Raw genomic sequence first — 17,218 nt, forward strand, 5'->3', positions numbered from 1 at the left:
GCAGCGGGTCAAAATAGAAAAGCCTGTTTTTCCGGGGTCGACCGTGGTTGATTGTCGGCGCCGAAAACGCGCATCTGGCGCGGGCGGAACCAGACTTGCTGACCAACCGCCAGTTGCAGCGCCTCGTGGCGTTCGCGCGACAACTCGACTTCGACGATCTCGGCGTCGTGCTGCAGTTCGACACGAACCACCGGCCCGATCGGGTGCACATGGCTGACCGTCGCCGGCATGCCGTTTTCCAGCACGACATTCGACAGATCGATGTCGTGCGGACGGACGAAGGCGGTCGCCTTTTCGCCGTTCTCCGGCCGCGCTTCGCGCTCGACCTCGGCATAGCCGCCCTGAACCCGGCTGTGGAAGACGTTCACATTGCCGAGGAACTGATAGACGAAGGGGGTGGCCGGCGAGGAATAGACCTCGTCGGGCGAACCGATCTGCTCGATTTTGCCGTGATTCATCACCACCACGCGGTCAGCAACTTCGAGCGCCTCTTCCTGGTCGTGGGTCACGAACACCGACGAGATGTGCATGTCGTCGTGCAGGCGGCGCAGCCAGCGGCGCAACTCCTTGCGCACCTTGGTGTCGAGGGCGCCAAAAGGCTCGTCGAGCAGCAGCACCTTGGGTTCGACGGCCAGGGCGCGGGCCAGCGCGATGCGCTGCCGCTGGCCGCCGGAAAGTTGCGACGGATAGCGGTCGGCCAGCCAGTCGAGCTGGACCAGGCCGAGCAATTCCATCACCCGGCGCTTGATTTCGGTGTCCGACGGCCGCTCCTTGCGCGGCTTGACGCGCAGGCCGAAGGCAACGTTCTCAAACACCGTCATGTGGCGGAACAGCGCGTAATGCTGGAAGACGAAGCCGACGTTCCGCTCGCGGGCGTGCAGGTGAGTCGCTTCGGCGCCGGAGAACAGGATTTCGCCCTGATCGGCGCTTTCCATGCCGGCGATGATGCGCAGCAGCGTGGTCTTGCCGCAGCCGGACGGGCCGAGCAACGCGACCAGTTCGCCGGTCGGGATGTCGAGATTGATGTTATCGAGCGCGACGAAATTGCCGAAGCGCTTGGAGATATTGCGGATTTCGATGCTCATTGGGTTTTCTCGCCGGGAAGTTCTGCGTTCAGCATTTCAGTTTCCTTGCGCATGCGCCATTCGACGATGGTCTTGGCGACCAGCGTGACCAGCGCCAGCAAGGCCAGCACCGACGCCGCAGCGAAGGCGCCGATGGCGTTGTATTCGTTGTAAAGGATTTCGACGTGCAGCGGCAGGGTGTTGGTCTCGCCGCGAATGTGGCCGGAGACCACCGACACCGCGCCGAACTCGCCCATCGCCCGGGCGTTCGACAGGATCACGCCGTAAAGCAGGCCCCACTTGATGTTGGGCAGGGTCACCCGCCAGAACATCTGCCAGCCGGACGCGCCGAGCGAAATCGCCGCCTCTTCTTCATCCTTGCCTTGCGACTGCATCAACGGGATCAATTCGCGGGCGATGAAGGGGAAGGTGATGAACAGGGTGGCGATGATCATCCCCGGCACGGCAAAGATCACCTTGTATTCATTCGCCGCCAGCCATTGGCCGAAATAGCCCTGAGCACCGAAGAGCAGGATGAAGATCAGCCCGGCGACCACCGGCGAGACCGCGAACGGCAGGTCGATCAGGGTGATCAGCAGGCTCTTGCCCTTGAAATCGAACTTGGCGATGGCCCAGGCGGCTGCGACGCCGAAGAGGATGTTGAACGGCAGCACGGCGAGCGCGATGACCACGGTCAACCAGATCGCCGAGCGGGTTTCCGGGTCCTGCAGCGCGTCGAGATAGAGCGGCAGGCCCTGCGCCAATGCTTCGACAAACACCGCCAGCAGCGGCAGGCCAAGGAAGAAGAAGAGGAAGCCGAGGCCGACAGCGAGCAGGGTGCGACGCACCCAGGCCGGCTCCTGCGTCGCGCGGGTCAATTTATTGTGGCTCATGCGGTGCTCCCCTGCCCGGCCTTGCCGGCAGCGACTTCCAGCGGCTCGATATTCTTGTGCCGATTGGCCGCCCACCATTGCAGAAGGTTGATCACCAGCAGCAGCACGAAGGAAATCGCCAGCATCACCACCGCCAGCGCGGTGGCGCCGAGCACGTCGTATTGCTCCAGCTTGGAAATGATCAGCAACGGCACGATCTCGGAGATCAGCGGCAGGTTGCCGGCGATGAAGATTACCGAACCGAACTCGCCGAGCGCGCGGGCAAAGGCCAGCGCGAAGCCGGTCAGCAACGCCGGACCGATGGCCGGGAAGATGACCTTGGCAAAGGTCTGCCAGCGCGAGGCGCCGAGCGTCGCTGCCGCCTCTTCAACCTCGGTTTCGATATCCTCGATCACCGGCTGCAATGTACGCACGACAAACGGCAGGGTGACGAAGGTCAGCGCAACGACGATGCCGAGCGGGGTGTAAGCGACCTTGAAGCCGAGCGGTTCGAGATAGCGGCCGAGCCAGCCGTTACCGGCGTAGAGCGTGGCCAGCGTGATCCCGGCGACCGCCGTCGGCAACGCGAAAGGCAGATCGACCAGGGCATCGACGAAACGCTTGCCGGGGAAGGAGTAGCGGACCAGCACCCAGGCCACGATCAACCCGAAAAAAGCGTTGATCGACGCCGCCAGCAGCGACGAGACGAAGGTGACGCGAAACGCCGCCAGCGAACGTTCGCCGAGCGCGATGTCGAGGATTTGCACGAGGCCCAGTTCCGACGCCTTGAGGATCATGCCGCCCAGCGGCAGCAGGATCAGCAGCGACAGATAGACCAGCGTGTAGCCGAGCGCGAGCCCGAATCCAGGGAGTACACGTTGGGAATTGACGGACATGTTTTTTTATTCAAATTCCGGGTTGACCGTAGCAAAGCGAAAGGCGCCGGCGACCAGCCTGACGGCTGAGCTCCGGCGCCCCAGAGGTGATGACTGCGGGCGCGATTCTGCCGCGAATTACTTGGCGACGTAAATCTGGTCGAAGCTGCCGCCATCCTTGAAGTGGGTGGCAAAGGCCTTGTTGGCGCCGCCAAAGACTTCATCGACGGTGAAGGTTTTGACCGGGGGGAAAAACTGGGCGTACTTCTTCAGGATTTCGGGATCGCGCGGCCGCAGGTAGTTCTGCGCCGCGTTTTCCTGGCCTTCCTTGGACCACAGGTAATCCAGATAAGCCTTGGCCTGAGTACGAGTGTTCTTCTTGTCCACCACTTTCTCAACCAGCGCCACCGGAAACTCGGTCTGCATGGTCAGGCTGGGATAAACCACTTCGAATTCGCCTTTGCCGAATTCCTTGGCGATCATCTCGGCCTCGGACTCGAAGGTGATCAGCACATCGCCCAGACGGCGCTGCATGAAGGTGGTGGTCGCATCGCGGCCACCGGCGGCGAACAGCGGCGCATTCTTCAACAGCTTGCCAACGAATTCCTGCGCCTTGGCGTCGCTGCCGCCCGGCTGCTTGAGCGCCCAGGCCCAGGCCGAAAGGTAGGTGTTGCGACCGTTGCCGGTGTTCTTGGGGTGCGGAACGATCACTTGCACACCGGCTGCGGCCACATCACTCCAGTCCTTGATCGCCTTGGGGTTTCCCTTGCGGACGATGAAAACCATGGTCGAGGTGTAGGGCGAAGCGTTGTTGGGGAATTTCCTGGCCCAGTCCTTGGCCACCAGGCCCTTGTCGGCGAGAAACTCGATATCGTTGGCCTGGTTCATGGTCACCACGTCGGCCTCCAGGCCGTCGGCAACGGCACGTACCTGCTTGGTCGAACCGCCATGCGACTGCTTCAGTTCGAGACTCTCGCCGGTTTTGGCCTTCCAGTATTTCTGGAACATCGGGTTGTAGTCCTTGTACACATCGCGGGCGACATCGTAGGAAGCATTCAGCAAGGTCGCATCGGCCAGAACGGCAGCACTGGCAAGGGCAAGAACAAGAGCAGACAAGGTGTGGCGCAGGGATTTCATATGCGGGTACTCCAAAAGCAATGGAGGCAATTTAGCCGACGCCTCTTATAACAACAAATAAAATTTCAGAATTTGCTTATATCCTTTGAAGCTTTGGCAAGCGGCATACCGCTGACGCCCGCAGACAAGCCCGGGCCAAGCGGCTATCATTCGCCCTTGCCCTAACTTCCGCTGCCCGAAACGATGCGCGCCTCCCTGCCTGCCACCCTGCTTCTGTCCTCCCTGCTCGCCGCTTGCGCCATCAAGGGCGACATCCCGCCGAGCAAGCACATTTCGCAAAAGGGGGCGCTCAAGGTGCATCCCGGCCTGCTCGGCCAGCCGGTGCCGCCGGAACTGCAGGGCGAAACCCGTCTGGCGGCGGCCACGCCGGGTGCCGGCACCGACGCAACAGGCGGCCAGCCGGCGCTGGGTGACCCGCTGAACGTACGCAGCATTCACTTCGACCTCGACAGCGCCGCGATCAAGGCCGACTACGACACGGTGCTGCAGGCGCATGCCCGCCACCTGGCGGCCAACCCGGCGTTGCGCATCCGCATCGAAGGCCATGCCGACGAACGCGGCCCCAGCGACTACAACCGTCGCCTCGGCCAGAAGCGCGCCGACAGCGTGCGCCAGACCCTGCTCAACCACGGCGCCCCGGAAAACCGCATCGGCATCCGCAGCCTGGGCGAGAGCAAGCCCCGGCAAAAGGGCCACGACGAAGAATCCTGGGCCGAAAACCGCCGCGCCGAACTGGTTTACGAGAAGTAAGCCCGGCTTCGCCTCTCATCCGGTTCGCGGCCGCCGGCGACTCGCACCGCCGCACCGACATGCCGCTGCCACGGTCGACGACGAAAAATGCCGTTTTTTCCGGTCGACCGTAGCAACGCCGACCGGGGAAATTACCGGGGCAATTCGTAACCGAAGGAACGAATCACGGTCTGCGCCGCGTCGCCCTTGAGAAAGGCCAACCAGGCCTGCGCCGCCGGGTTATGGCGCCCCTTGTGCAACAGCAGCGCATCCTGGCGGATCGGATCATGAAACTCGGCCGGCACCAGCCAGCCGGAACCACCGCCGATGCGACCATTTTTGATCACCTGTGAGTAGGCGACAAAACCCAGTTCGGCATTGCCGGTGCTGACAAACTGGTGTGTCTGCGCAATGTTCTCGCCCTGAACGAAACGTGGCCGGAGCGTTTCCAGCACGCCCAGCCTGGCCATCGTCTGCTGCGCGGCAAGCCCATACGGCGCAGTCTTTGGGTTGGCCAGCGCCAGGTGCCGGAAAGCTCCCTTCCTCAGTACCTCGCCGCGCTCGTCGATCAACTTGTCGTCGGGTGACCACAGCACCAGCCGGCCGACCGCATAGGTGTAGGCGCTACCGGGAACCCCCTGCCCTTCCTTGAGCAGCCGCGCCGGAGTTTCGTCGTCGGCCGCCAGCAGCACTTCGAAGGGGGCGCCGTTGCTGATCTGGGCGTAGAACTTGCCGGTCGCGCCGAAAGCGGCTTGCAATTTGTGGCCGGTTTCGCGCTCGAACAGCGGCGCCAGCACCTGAATCGGGCCGGTGAAATTCGCCGCCACGGCAACGCTGACTTCGCCACCCCAGGCCGGAACCATCCCGACCAGAAAACCTGCCGCTAGCAGGACCTGCTTGTTCCGCACACCGCCTCCTTGAGCCGAAGCCACGGAGCCCTTTGCCCCGCCTTGCAGCGCGCAGGATAGCGGAGGAACGCGCCCCCCGCCTAGCGCGGCTGCAACCAGCTCAGCAATTCGTCCTTGCTCGGCATGCGCCCGGAAACCAGCACCTGCTCGTCAACCACCAGCGCCGGCGTGGTCATGATCGGATAGGCCATGATGCGGTCCATCTCGCGCACATGCTCAAAACTGGCCTCCAGCCCGAGTTCGGCCACCGCCTCGCGGGTCAGTTGTTCCAGTCGGTTGCACTTGGCACACCCGCTGCCGAGAATCTTGATCAACATGTCGTTTCTCCCCTGGCCGCGCGACGGCGGCCTTCAATCAGATGCAGCACGCCGACGACGCCGGCGACAAACCCCAGCACCACCGCAGCCAGTTGCCAGGCGGGCATGCCATCGACCCAGGCCCCATAGGTCAGGCCGGCCACTGTGGAAAACAGCGCCACCAGTCCGACGTAGGTCCAGGCCCGCAGCTTGCCGATGATCGCTGCCGTAATCAGGATACTCTGCAGCGACAGTTCCGGGTCGGCCATCAGGTAGGCAATCAACGGCCCCGGATGCATGCCGAGCGACAGGAACATTTTGGCAATCGGCACCTCGACCAGGGTCGGGAAATACATGAAGACGCCAAAGAGCACGCCACTCAGGTTGGCCAGCAGGGTATTGGCACCGGCCAGCGCACGAATCCACTCCGGCTGGATGAACACCCGGATCACCCCGACCAGAAACACGCCGACGATGAGCAGCGGAAAAATCTGCTTCACGAAGCGCCAGGTTTCCCACAACCACTGCTGGACGTCCCAGGCATCGAACCGGCGCGCCAGCGGGATCAGCGCCAGCGCACAGACGGCGACCGCCAGCGTGCGCCCGGTCAGGCTGACCAGCAGACCGGCGGCGTCAACCCGGACGCCGAGCGCGGCAACGATCAGGGTCAGCACGGTCAGCCCCAACGCCAGCGGCGTCAGGCGATTGAAGCCGGCGTCGACCGTCCCCAGCCCCCGCCAAGCCACCGCGCCGATCATCGCCAGCAGGCCGATCAGCAACGCGCCCTGCAGACTCAAACCCTCTGCCCCGATGGCTTCATTGACCGGAACCCACCGATCCAGCGTCTGCTGCACCCCGGCCGCACCCGACCACGGCAACTCGAAGGCAAACACCACGCTTTTGAACAGATCCAGCTTCAAGGTCCCGGCCAAGAGCAGCGCCACCAGCATGCCGATGAAGGCCAGCGCCTTGCCCGGCACGCCGCCTGCATCGGCGAAGGTGGCCGCATCGCCAAGTCGGGCCACGTCGGCTTCGCGAAAAAGGATGGCCATGATCATGCCGATGCCGATCCCGAAGGCCAGCGCGAGCAGGATGCGGGCAATCGCGAACTCCGCCCCGAGCGCGACGCCGGTATAGGCCAGCGCCAGGATATTGGCGGCCGGCGCGAAGAAGAGGAAGGTGATCGCCGGCCCAAGCCCGGCCCCTTTTTTATAGATGCCGGCAAACAAGGGCTGGATAGTGCAGGAGCACACCGCCAGCAGGCTGCCGGCACCGGCCGCCGCCGAGTAGGACATCCACTTGGGCGCCGTCGGCCCGAGAAAGCGGATGATCGCCTGCTGCGGTACCAGCGCCGACAACGCACCGGCGATGAAAAAGGCCGGCACCAGGCAGAGCAGCACATGCGCTGCCAGATATGAAGCCAGGCTGTCGAGGCCGCCTTGCAGGGCCAGCATCAGGCCATCCATGATCGACTCCTTTTGTGTCCCCGAGGGGCGTTGACCGTGTTCTTCGCTTACCTTGCTTCGTACCAGCCCTTGCTGGCATTCACCACCTTGACCACCAGCAGCATCACCGGCACCTCGATCAGTACGCCGACCACCGTGGCGAGTGCCGCCCCCGACTCGAAACCGAACAGGCTGATTGCGGCCGCAACCGCCAGTTCGAAGAAGTTGGAGGCCCCGATCAGCGCCGACGGGCAAGCGACATTATGTTTCTCGCCCACCGCCCGGTTCAGCCAGTACGCCAGCGCCGAGTTGAAAAACACCTGGATCAGGATCGGCACGGCCAGCAGCGCGATGACCAGCGGCTGCTTGAGGATGGCCTCGCCCTGGAAGGCGAAAAGCAGCACCAGCGTGGCCAGCAGGGCCGTGATCGACCAGGGGCCGATCTTGGCCATCGCTGCATCGAACGCTGCCTGCCCCTGGGCCAGCAGCGCCTTGCGCCACCATTGGGCGAGCGCCACCGGGATCACGATGTAGAGCACCACCGAGGTCAGCAGCGTATCCCAGGGCACGGTGATGGCCGACAGGCCAAGCAGGAAGGCCACCAGCGGAGCGAAGGCGACCACCATGATCGTGTCGTTCAAGGCCACCTGCGACAGCGTAAACAGCGGGTCGCCATTCGACAGCCGGCTCCAGACGAAAACCATCGCGGTACAGGGTGCCGCTGCCAACAGGATCAGGCCGGCGATGTAGCTGTCGAGCTGCTCGGCCGGCAACAGCGGCGCAAACAGGTTGCGCACGAACAACCAGCCGAGGAAAGCCATCGAGAACGGCTTGACCAGCCAATTGACGAACAGCGTCACGCCAATCCCGCGCACATGCTGCTTCACTTCATGCAGCGCGCCGAAATCGACCTTGACCAGCATCGGGATGATCATCACCCAGATCAGCAGACCGACCGGCAGATTGACCTGCGCCACCTCCAGCCGACCGATGGCCTGGAACACGCCGGGTGCCAGCTGGCCGAGGGCAATCCCGGCGACGATGCAGAGGCCGACCCAGAGCGTCAGATAGCGCTCAAAAACGCTCATCGGCGCGCCGGCTGCCGCCTTGGCGGTGATTTCGCATTGTGCCGACATCAGGCTTCCCCCAGACCCAGCGCTGCCCGTACTGCCGGCACCAGGCGGGCGCGGATGTCGTCGCGGACGGCAACAAAGCTGGCCAGCGGTTCGCCGTGCGGATCGTGGAAAGGCAGATGAATGCGCGCCACCGGCCGCGGAAAGACCGGACAGGTTTCCTTGGCGTTGTCACACACGCTGACCACCAGGTCGATTGCCTCGTCCATCACGGCCTCGACGTCCTTGGGGTGCAACCCCGCGGTCGGCAGGCCGGCCAGGCGCAGCGCTTCAAGCGCGCCATCGGCCACCTTGGGTTGCGGCCGGGTGCCGGCGGAAATGCCGCGCACCAGCCCGGCCAGATCGTGATTGAGGATGGCTTCGCCCATTTGCGAGCGACAGGAATTGCCGGTGCACAGCACCAGCACAGTTTTCAACGTGGACATCAGGGTTTCTCCAGATCAGCGCGACGCTTTTCAATCGTGTCGCAGCAGGCGGTTTTCGGCAGGCAGGCTTCGCCCTGGCAGCAATTGCGGGTCAGGAAGGCGATCAGTTCATCCATCGTCGCGTAGCTTGCGGAATAACGGATGAAACGGCTTTCCCGCTCCCCGGTGATCAGCCCCACCCGGCTCAGATGGGCCAGATGAAAGGACAAAGTCGCCGGCGCCATCCCCAGCCGTTCGCCAATCGCGCTCGCCGTCACCCCGGCCGGCCCGGCTTCAACCAAGAGACGGAAGATGGCAAGGCGGGACTCATGCCCGAGAGCAGCCAGCAGTTCAGCAGCATTCAGTGTTTCCATATTTCGAATATTATCGAAATATTTAAAAAAGTCGAGTACCGGGCAAGCCCTTCCGCACTTCTTTCCGCTAGCCCAGCCACAGTGCATCCGCACCAAAATGGAACAAAAGTTTCGGCGCCTGCCCCATGAACGGGCTCAGATGCACATTAACGGGCAGGCGATCCGTCGCTGTTGCACGCTTCCCCCCCGGCGCAGGAGGGAAATCCGCCCCTGCGAGCATCTGGCACGCGTCGTGCTTTAAGCTGAACAGCCCGCCGCAAAGTAGCCAAGGGCAAAGCTTTCCGACAACGGTGTCGGTATCCGGTCAGCCTTGCGCACGACCGGGTTTCCCTAATCGACAGAGCCGCTTTCGGACAGCGCCAAACCCCAGTGCCGGCAAGGCACGGCGGGTCGCAACGCGACGTTCCACCGAAGCGGCAGGTGAGAACGAGCATGAAGATAATCGTCATCGGCCACGGCATGGTGGGCCACAAGTTCCTTGAAGAACTGCATCAACGCGCTCTGCCTGGAGTAGAAGTCACGGTGCTGTGCGAAGAACCGCGCACCGCCTACGACCGCGTCCATTTGTCGGAATTCTTCAGCGGCAAGAGCGCCGACGACCTGTCGCTGGTCGCTCCCGACTTCTTCGCCGCCAGCGGCTTCGCCCTGCGCCTCAACACCAAGGCAGCAGCAATCGACCGCCAGCACAAGACCGTCACCACCCAGGACGGCGACACGCTGCCTTACGACAAGCTGGTGATCGCCACCGGCTCCTACCCTTTCGTCCCGGCGCTGCCCGGCAACGACCGCCCGCACTGCTTCGTCTATCGCACGATTGAGGATCTGGAAGGAATGAAAGCCTCGGGCGCCATCTCCAGCAGCGGCGTGGTCGTCGGCGGCGGCCTGCTCGGGCTGGAATGCGCCAAGGCACTCAAGGATCTCGGACTGGAAACCCACGTCGTCGAATTCGCTCCGCGCCTGATGGCAGTGCAGGTCGACGACGAAGGTGGCCGCATCCTGCGCAACAAGATCGAAGCCCTCGGCGCCCACGTGCATACCGGCTGCAACACCGTCGAAATCCGTGACGGCGCCCGGGCGCGGCACCGCATGGTGTTCGCCGACGGCCACTATCTCGAAACCGACATGATCGTCTTTTCGGCCGGGATCCGCCCGCGCGACGAACTGGCCCGGCAGAACGCGCTGGCCGTCGGCGCCCGTGGCGGCTTCTCGGTCAACGACCACTGCCAGACCAGCGACAAGGACATCTACGCCATCGGCGAATGCGCCTCCTGGCACGACCAGCTGTTCGGGCTGGTCGCACCGGGTTACGAAATGGCCCGCGTCGTCGCCCGCCACCTCGCCGGCGAGGTCGGCGCCGCCTTTGCCGGTGCCGACCTCAGCACCAAGCTCAAGCTGATGGGCGTCGATGTCGCCAGCATCGGCGATGCGCACGGCAAGACGCCGGGCAGCCGCAGCTTCCGCTATGTCGACGAATGCAAGGAAATCTACAAGAAGATCGTCCTCAGCGAGGATGGCAAGCGCCTGCTCGGCGCGGTGCTGATCGGCAACGCCGACGAATACGGCACCTTGCTGCAGATGGTGCTGAACGGCATCGCACCGCCCGCCGATCCCGAATTCCTCATCCTCCCCGCCAGCGACGGCAAGGCCAAGCCCGGACTGGGGCCGGACGCCCTGCCCGACAGCGCGCTGATCTGCTCGTGCAACAACGTGACCAAGGGCCAGATCCGTGCCGCCGTCGCCGAGGGCAAGACCAGCATCGGCGAGATCAAGGCCTGCACCAAGGCCGGCGCCACCTGCGGCGGCTGCATCCCGCTGGTGACGCAGGTGATGAAGGCGGAAATGGCCAAGCTCGGCCTCACGGTCAACAACCACGTTTGCGAACATTTCCCGCATTCACGGCAGGAGCTGTTCCATCTGGTCCGGGTCGGCCAGATCACCTCCTTCGCCGAACTCCTTGCCCGCCACGGCAAGGGCCTCGGCTGCGACATCTGCAAGCCGCTGGCGGCCTCGATCCTCGCCTCATGCTGGAACGACTTCGTGCTCAAGGGCGAACTCGCCAGCCTGCAGGACAGCAACGACTACTACCTGGGCAACATCCAGAAGGACGGCACCTATTCGGTGGTCCCGCGCATGCCCGGCGGCGAAGTCACCCCCGACGGCTTGATCGCGGTCGGCCAGGTGGCCAAGAAATACGGCCTGTACACCAAGGTGACCGGCGGCCAGCGGGTCGACCTGTTCGGTGCCCGCGTCGAGCAACTGCCGCTGATCTGGGAAGAACTGATCGCCGCCGGCTTCGAATCCGGCCACGCTTACGGCAAGTCACTGCGCACGGTCAAAAGCTGTGTCGGCAGCACCTGGTGCCGCTACGGGGTCGACGACTCGGTGGGCCTGGCGATCGATCTGGAAAACCGCTACAAGGGGCTGCGCGCGCCGCACAAGATCAAGTTCGGGGTTTCCGGCTGTACCCGCGAATGCGCCGAAGCACAGGGCAAGGATGTCGGCGTGATCGCCACTGAACGCGGCTGGAACCTGTACGTCTGCGGCAACGGCGGGATGAAGCCACGGCACGCCGAACTGATCGCCGCCGACCTGTCGAAGACCGAACTGATCCGCCTGATCGACCGCTTCCTGATGTTCTACGTGCGCACCGCCGACCGGCTGCAGCGCACCAGCACCTGGCGCGAAAGCCTGGAAGGCGGCCTCGACTACCTCAAATCGGTGCTGATCGATGACAGCCTGGGTCTGTGCGGCGAACTCGAAGCCCAGATGCAGCACGTGGTCGACACCTACCAGTGCGAATGGAAGACCGCAGTCAACGACCCGGCCGTCCGCCAGCGCTTCCGCACCTTCGTCAACAGCGACAGCGCCGACCAGCGCATCGTCTTCGTCAAGGAGCGCGGCCAGATCCGCCCGGCGCAAGCCGACGAACGCGAACATGCCGCCGCCGACCCGCTCACGCTCTGATTCCTGAAAGGTCCCGATCATGACTACTTCGACTTCCTGGCAGCCGGTCTGCCGACTCGACGACATCCTCCCCAACACCGGCGTCTGCGCGCTGGTCGAAGGCCGCCACATCGCCATTTTCCGGGTCGGCGACAGCGACTGCTACGCGCTCGACAACATCGACCCGAAATCCGGCGCCAGCGTCCTCGCACGCGGCCTGGTCGGCAACCTCGGCGAACACCTGGTGGTCGCCTCGCCGCTCTACAAGCAGCACTTCGACCTGCGTTCCGGCGCCTGCCTGGAAATCCCCGAGCAATCGATCCGCAGCTACCCGGTACGTTGCGACGGCCAGCAGATTTTGCTCCAGCTCGCCGCCTGACGCCCCCGCATTCAATTCAATCCAAGAAGGAATCACCATGGCCTACCTCGCTCCTGCCGAGTTCGTCACCAAGATGGTCGACGCCGGCGAATCCAAGCTGCTGATGTCCACCCGCGACACCCTCGTCCGCGCCTACATGGCCGGCGCCATCCTCGCGCTGGCCGCTGCCTTCGCCGTCAGCGTCACGGTCAACACCAGCAACCCGCTGATCGGCGCGCTGCTCTTCCCGGTCGGCTTCTGCATGCTCTACCTGCTCGGCTTCGACCTGCTCACCGGGGTGTTCACCCTGGCCCCGCTGGCGGTCATGGACAAGCGTCCGGGCGCCACCTGGAACGGCGTGCTGCGCAACTGGTCACTGGTGTTCACCGGCAACTTCGCCGGCGCGCTGACCGTCGCCGTGTTCATGGCGATCATCTTCACCAACGGCTTCAGCGAGGCGCCCAACGCCATCGGCCAGAAGATCGGCCACATCGGCGAGGGCCGCACCGTCGGCTACGCCGCACACGGCGCCGCCGGGATGCTGACCCTGTTCGTCCGCGCCGTGATGTGCAACTGGATGGTCTCGACCGGCGTCGTCGCGGCGATGATGTCGACCAGCGTCTCGGGCAAGGTGATGGCGATGTGGATGCCGATTCTGGTCTTCTTCTACATGGGCTTCGAGCACAGCATCGTCAACATGTACCTTTTCCCGTCCGGCCTGATGCTCGGCGGCAACTTCACCTTCATGGACTACATGATCTGGAACGAAATCCCGACCGTGCTCGGCAACCTGGTCGGTGGCCTGACCTTCGTCGGCGCCACGCTCTACTCGACGCACTACAAGACCGCGCCGAAGCGCAAGGTCGCCTGAGCGGAACGCTGCCAATGCGCCCCTCCGGCCTGCAAGTCAGCATCGGCCAGCACTCGCTGGCCGGTGCGCATGCGGAGAACCAGGACTTCCACGGCGCCTTCGTGCCGCGCGGCGGGTTGCTGGCCAGCAAGGGCGTTGCCCTGGCGCTGGCCGATGGCATCAGCAGCAGCCGGGTCAGCCAGCAAGCCAGCGCGATGGCGGTGCGGACCTTTCTCGACGACTATTTTGCGACTTCCGAAGCGTGGACCGTGCGCCGCGCGGCCCACTGCGTCCTCGCCGCGACCAACGCCTGGCTGCACGGCCAGACCCAGGCCGGCGACGGCCGTTTCGACAAGGACCGGGGCTACGTCTGCACCTTCAGCGCGCTGGTCCTCAAGGGGCGCAAGCTGCACCTCTTCCATGTCGGCGATTCGCGTATCTTCCGGCTCCACCCGCAAGCGCTGGAACAACTGAGCGAGGATCACCGGATCGCGCTCTCGGCCAGCGAAAGCTACCTGGCGCGCGCGCTCGGCACCGCCGCCCACGTCGACATCGACCACCGCAGCTGGGAAGCCGCGCCCGGCGAGGTGTACCTGCTGGCCACCGACGGCGCCTACAGCCAGCTCACGGCAAACGGGATCAATCAGGCGCTGGCGCAGCATCCCGACGACCTCGACGCCGCCGCTGCGCAACTGGTCGAGCAGGCACGCGCTGCCGGCAGCGACGACGACGCCACCCTGCAGATCCTGCGCATCGACGCGCTGCCCGACGCCGACAGCCCGCAAGCCCTGCTCCGCCGCGAACACCTGGCGCTGCCGCCGCCGCTCGCCCCGCGCCTGGCCTTCGAGGGCTTCACCGTTGTCCGCGAATTGCAGGTCAGCGCGCGCAGCCACGTCCATCTCGCCAGCGACGACACCAGCGGGCAGCCAGTGGTGCTGAAAACGCCCTCGGTCGACCTGCGCAACGACCCGCACTACCTCGACAGCTTCGTCCTTGAAGAATGGGTCGCCCGCCGCGTCGACAGCCCGCATGTGATCAAGGCCTGGAACGGCGACCGGCCCCGCCGGCATCTTTACGTAGCGATGGAATACATCGAAGGCCAGACCCTGGGGCAATGGCTGACCGACCACCCGGCGCCGCCACTGGAGGCCGTCCGCGACCTCATCGGGCAAGCGGCACTGGGCCTGCAGGCACTGCACCGGCGCGACATGCTGCACCGCGACCTGCGCCCGGAAAACCTGATGCTCGACCGGCAAGGCACGGTCAAGCTGATCGACCTGGCCAATGTCCACGTCGCCGGCCTTGCCGAAAGCGCCGGCCAGCCGGTGGCCGAACTGCCGCCGGGCACGCTGCAATACATGGCCCCCGAATGCCTGCTCGGCGAGGAAAGCAGCGTCCGCAGCGATCTCTTCTCGCTGGCCGCGATCGCCTACCGGCTGCTGACCGGGCAACTCCCCTACGGCCTCGCCATCACCCGCATCCGCAACCCGCAGGAACTGAAGAGCCTGCGCTACATCCCGCTCCGCCACCACCGCCCGGACCTGCCGGCCTGGCTCGACGCGGTGCTGGCCAAGGCACTGCACCCGAACCCGGAAAAACGCCAGGAAGTCGTCTCCGAATTCGCCCACAACCTGCAACACCCCGCCCCCGAATTCAGCAACATCCGGCGCGTGCCGCTACTCGAACGCGACCCGGTGCGCTTCTGGAAAATCCTGTCCGGACTGCTCGGCCTGTGCGTTTTCATCCTGTTGCTGCTGCGGGCGCGGTGAATCTGAAGCTCTCAGCGCCGGCTGCCACGGTCGACCGGCGAAATCGGAGTTTTGTTGCTGCGGGGAGAAATACCGACCGTAGCACAGTCGGCAAAGCCCCCAGTTCCTGAGGCAACTCGATGAACTGCCAATATGGGCAACCAGGTTCACCGGCTAAAAATTGGCGGGATCAAGTCAGTCAACGCGGTCTTCACTGCCCTGCCTGAGAGGTGCGCTCACCATCACGGGATACGGATGCCCGTTTTTGTCGATATGCCACCTACAAAAACTATAGCTACCCGATTGGTGACGACGCGCTGCCAACCGCTTTCGTTTCCGATTGTGGAAGAAAAGCACAACATGCCAAACGGCAAACAGGAGAGCACAAACCATCACGATCACAAGCAGAACTTGGTAGAGAATATTTTCCATCGCGGCACCAGAGAAGCAATCCAAAAAACAACAAGAGCATAACAGAAAGCAAAAAAACAATTCTCCGCCACGCCCCAGCATGTGGCTGTCGCTGCCTCCTAATCCGTAGTAATGGCCGCCTGAAGGACTGATACAGCCCCCCCCCTCAACTTAGTGGCAATTGATTAGCAGGCCACCCGAATAACCGCCAAAACCAAGCAACAGAAGGATCCAAACACAAAGCCCGGCAACCGCCGGGCTTTGTTGATCTACCGTCCGCCAGGCTTCACTCCCGCCAGCCGGACTGAATTGCTTCCTGCCACCCGCTTACCAGTTCGGCTCGCGCTCCGGCGTGGCGGTAATTTTGTGGATCGACAGGTCGGCGCCTTCGTATTCTTCTTCCTGGTCGAGGCGGATGCCGAAGACGCTCTTGAGCAGGCCGTAGACCAGCGCGCCGCCGGCCAGGGCGATGACGATGGCCATCACCGTCATGATCAGCTGCGGCATGAAGGCGACGCCGCCGGCGCCGCCCAGGGCCTTGCTGCCGAAGATGCCAGCGGCGATGCCGCCCCAGGCGCCGCAGAGGCCGTGCAGCGGCCAGACACCGAGAACGTCGTCGATCTTCCAGCGGTTTTGCGTCAGCGTGAACATCACCACGAACAGGCCGCCAGCGACGCCGCCAACCACCAGCGCACCCATCGGGTGCATCAGGTCGGAGCCGGCGCAGACCGCAACCAGGCCGGCGAGCGGGCCGTTATGGACGAAGCCGGGGTCGTTCTTGCCCATCACCAGCGCGACCAGCGTGCCGCCGACCATCGCCATCAGCGAATTGAGGGCGACCAGGCCGGAAATCTTGTCGAGGGTTTGCGCGCTCATCACGTTAAAGCCGAACCAGCCGACGATCAGGATCCACGAGCCGAGGGCGAGGAAGGGAATCGATGAGGGCGGGTGCGCCGAGATGCGGCCGTCCTTGCTGTAGCGGCCGTAGCGCGCACCAAGCAGGAGCACCGCCGGCAGCGCCATCCAGCCGCCCATCGCATGCACCACGACGGAGCCGGCGAAGTCGTGGAATTCCTCGCCGAAGGTCGCCTTGAGCCAGGCCTGGATGCCGAAGGCCTGGTTCCACGCGATGCCTTCAAAGAAGGGATAGACGAAGCCGACCAGCAGGAAGGTCGCCGCCAGTTGCGGGTGAAACTTGGCGCGTTCGGCAATGCCGCCCGAGATGATCGCCGGGATCGCGGCGGCAAAAGTCAGCAAAAAGAAGAACTTGGTCAGTTCGAAACCGCTCTTTTCCATCAGCGTATCGACGCTGCCGAAGAAATGCACACCGTAGGCAACGCCGTAGCCGATGAAGAAATAGGCGATGGTCGAGATCGCGAAATCGGTCAGGATTTTGACCAGCGCGTTGACCTGGTTTTTCTTGCGCACGGTGCCGACTTCGAGAAAGGCGAAGCCGGCGTGCATGGCCAGCACCATGATGGCGCCGAGCAGGATGAATAAAACATTGCTGCCGGATTGGAAAGCGTCCATGTGACCTCCGATATCAGGGATGGACGCCTTAAAGCAAGCACCGTTCCAGTGCGCAAAACCCTTTGCAAATCAGGATATTGCATCCTTCATGGTGCATCCAAACGCACCATAACGGTGCTTCGATGCAGCGCACCGCCTCAA

Annotated in this window: 17 protein-coding genes; 6 read left to right on the forward strand and 11 right to left on the reverse strand. The window is 63.9% G+C overall.

Annotation, left to right across the window (positions count from 1 at the left end):
* Positions 1 to 8 precede the first annotated feature (8 nt).
* The 4 genes from VX159_RS13655 to VX159_RS13670 all read right to left on the reverse strand — a co-directional run bounded on the left by VX159_RS13655 (position 9) and on the right by VX159_RS13670 (position 3,948).
* Positions 9 to 1,085 carry a sulfate/molybdate ABC transporter ATP-binding protein gene (locus tag VX159_RS13655; protein ID WP_371323434.1) on the reverse strand — a complete coding sequence of 359 codons (1,077 nt, stop codon included), beginning with the start codon at positions 1,083 to 1,085 and terminating at the stop codon, positions 9 to 11.
* Positions 1,082 to 1,957, reverse strand: coding sequence for a sulfate ABC transporter permease subunit CysW (gene cysW, locus VX159_RS13660; protein ID WP_371323435.1), 876 nt, complete (start codon positions 1,955 to 1,957; stop codon positions 1,082 to 1,084). Before cysW ends, VX159_RS13655 begins: the two co-directional genes overlap by 4 nt.
* A complete protein-coding gene (gene cysT / locus VX159_RS13665) occupies positions 1,954 to 2,832 on the reverse strand; it encodes a sulfate ABC transporter permease subunit CysT (RefSeq protein WP_371323436.1) in 879 nt (292 codons plus the stop codon). The genes cysW and cysT overlap by 4 nt, the downstream gene beginning before the upstream one ends.
* A 117-nt stretch (positions 2,833 to 2,949) precedes the next feature.
* Positions 2,950 to 3,948: a sulfate ABC transporter substrate-binding protein gene (locus VX159_RS13670; RefSeq protein ID WP_371323437.1), complete on the reverse strand. Its 999-nt coding sequence runs from the start codon at positions 3,946 to 3,948 to the stop codon at positions 2,950 to 2,952.
* A gap of 183 nt (positions 3,949 to 4,131) precedes the next feature.
* Between VX159_RS13670 and VX159_RS13675 the strand changes: the two genes are divergently transcribed.
* Complete coding sequence (locus tag VX159_RS13675) at positions 4,132 to 4,698, forward strand: OmpA family protein (protein WP_371323438.1); 567 nt, start codon at positions 4,132 to 4,134, stop codon at positions 4,696 to 4,698.
* A 131-nt stretch (positions 4,699 to 4,829) separates the two neighbouring features.
* Here the strand turns inward: VX159_RS13675 and modA are convergent, their stop codons facing one another.
* From modA to VX159_RS13705, 6 genes are all read right to left on the reverse strand, one after another.
* Positions 4,830 to 5,540 (reverse strand): molybdate ABC transporter substrate-binding protein, encoded by a 711-nt coding sequence (modA, locus tag VX159_RS13680; protein ID WP_371325530.1) that lies wholly within the window; start codon positions 5,538 to 5,540, stop codon positions 4,830 to 4,832.
* A gap of 125 nt (positions 5,541 to 5,665) precedes the next feature.
* Entirely contained in the window at positions 5,666 to 5,902 is a 237-nt protein-coding gene (locus VX159_RS13685) for a thioredoxin family protein (RefSeq protein ID WP_371323439.1), read from the reverse strand.
* Positions 5,896 to 7,347: a permease gene (locus tag VX159_RS13690; protein WP_371323440.1), complete on the reverse strand. Its 1,452-nt coding sequence runs from the start codon at positions 7,345 to 7,347 to the stop codon at positions 5,896 to 5,898. Before VX159_RS13690 ends, VX159_RS13685 begins: the two co-directional genes overlap by 7 nt.
* A gap of 47 nt (positions 7,348 to 7,394) precedes the next feature.
* Positions 7,395 to 8,462, reverse strand: a complete 1,068-nt coding sequence (arsB, locus tag VX159_RS13695; RefSeq protein ID WP_371323441.1) for an ACR3 family arsenite efflux transporter — start codon at positions 8,460 to 8,462, stop codon at positions 7,395 to 7,397.
* Positions 8,462 to 8,884, reverse strand: a complete 423-nt coding sequence (locus VX159_RS13700) for an arsenate reductase ArsC (protein WP_371323442.1) — start codon at positions 8,882 to 8,884, stop codon at positions 8,462 to 8,464. Before VX159_RS13700 ends, arsB begins: the two co-directional genes overlap by 1 nt.
* Complete coding sequence (locus tag VX159_RS13705; protein WP_371323443.1) at positions 8,884 to 9,237, reverse strand: ArsR/SmtB family transcription factor; 354 nt, start codon at positions 9,235 to 9,237, stop codon at positions 8,884 to 8,886. The genes VX159_RS13700 and VX159_RS13705 overlap by 1 nt, the downstream gene beginning before the upstream one ends.
* A 432-nt stretch (positions 9,238 to 9,669) precedes the next feature.
* On the opposite strand from VX159_RS13705, the gene nirB reads away from it, so the two are divergent.
* The 5 genes from nirB (at position 9,670) to VX159_RS13730 (ending at position 15,610) form a co-directional block, all read left to right on the forward strand.
* The gene (nirB, locus tag VX159_RS13710) at positions 9,670 to 12,201 is read left to right on the forward strand and encodes a nitrite reductase large subunit NirB (protein WP_371323444.1); all 2,532 of its coding nucleotides are present in this window, start codon (positions 9,670 to 9,672) and stop codon (positions 12,199 to 12,201) included.
* 19 nt (positions 12,202 to 12,220) lie between these two features.
* Complete coding sequence (nirD, locus tag VX159_RS13715) at positions 12,221 to 12,559, forward strand: nitrite reductase small subunit NirD (protein WP_371323445.1); 339 nt, start codon at positions 12,221 to 12,223, stop codon at positions 12,557 to 12,559.
* A 37-nt stretch (positions 12,560 to 12,596) separates the two neighbouring features.
* A complete protein-coding gene (locus tag VX159_RS13720; RefSeq protein ID WP_371323446.1) occupies positions 12,597 to 13,409 on the forward strand; it encodes a formate/nitrite transporter family protein in 813 nt (270 codons plus the stop codon).
* Positions 13,410 to 13,423: 14 nt separating this feature from the next.
* The gene (locus VX159_RS13725; RefSeq protein WP_371323447.1) at positions 13,424 to 15,157 is read left to right on the forward strand and encodes a protein kinase; all 1,734 of its coding nucleotides are present in this window, start codon (positions 13,424 to 13,426) and stop codon (positions 15,155 to 15,157) included.
* Positions 15,158 to 15,289: 132 nt separating this feature from the next.
* Positions 15,290 to 15,610, forward strand: a complete 321-nt coding sequence (locus tag VX159_RS13730) for a hypothetical protein (RefSeq protein ID WP_371323448.1) — start codon at positions 15,290 to 15,292, stop codon at positions 15,608 to 15,610.
* 264 nt (positions 15,611 to 15,874) lie between these two features.
* Here the strand turns inward: VX159_RS13730 and VX159_RS13735 are convergent, their stop codons facing one another.
* Positions 15,875 to 17,077 carry an ammonium transporter gene (locus tag VX159_RS13735; RefSeq protein ID WP_371323449.1) on the reverse strand — a complete coding sequence of 401 codons (1,203 nt, stop codon included), beginning with the start codon at positions 17,075 to 17,077 and terminating at the stop codon, positions 15,875 to 15,877.
* Positions 17,078 to 17,218: the final 141 nt, after the last annotated feature.

It is taken from the genome of Dechloromonas sp. ZY10 (assembly GCF_041378895.1).
GTDB classification, from domain to species: Bacteria; Pseudomonadota; Gammaproteobacteria; order Burkholderiales; family Rhodocyclaceae; genus Azonexus; species Azonexus aquae.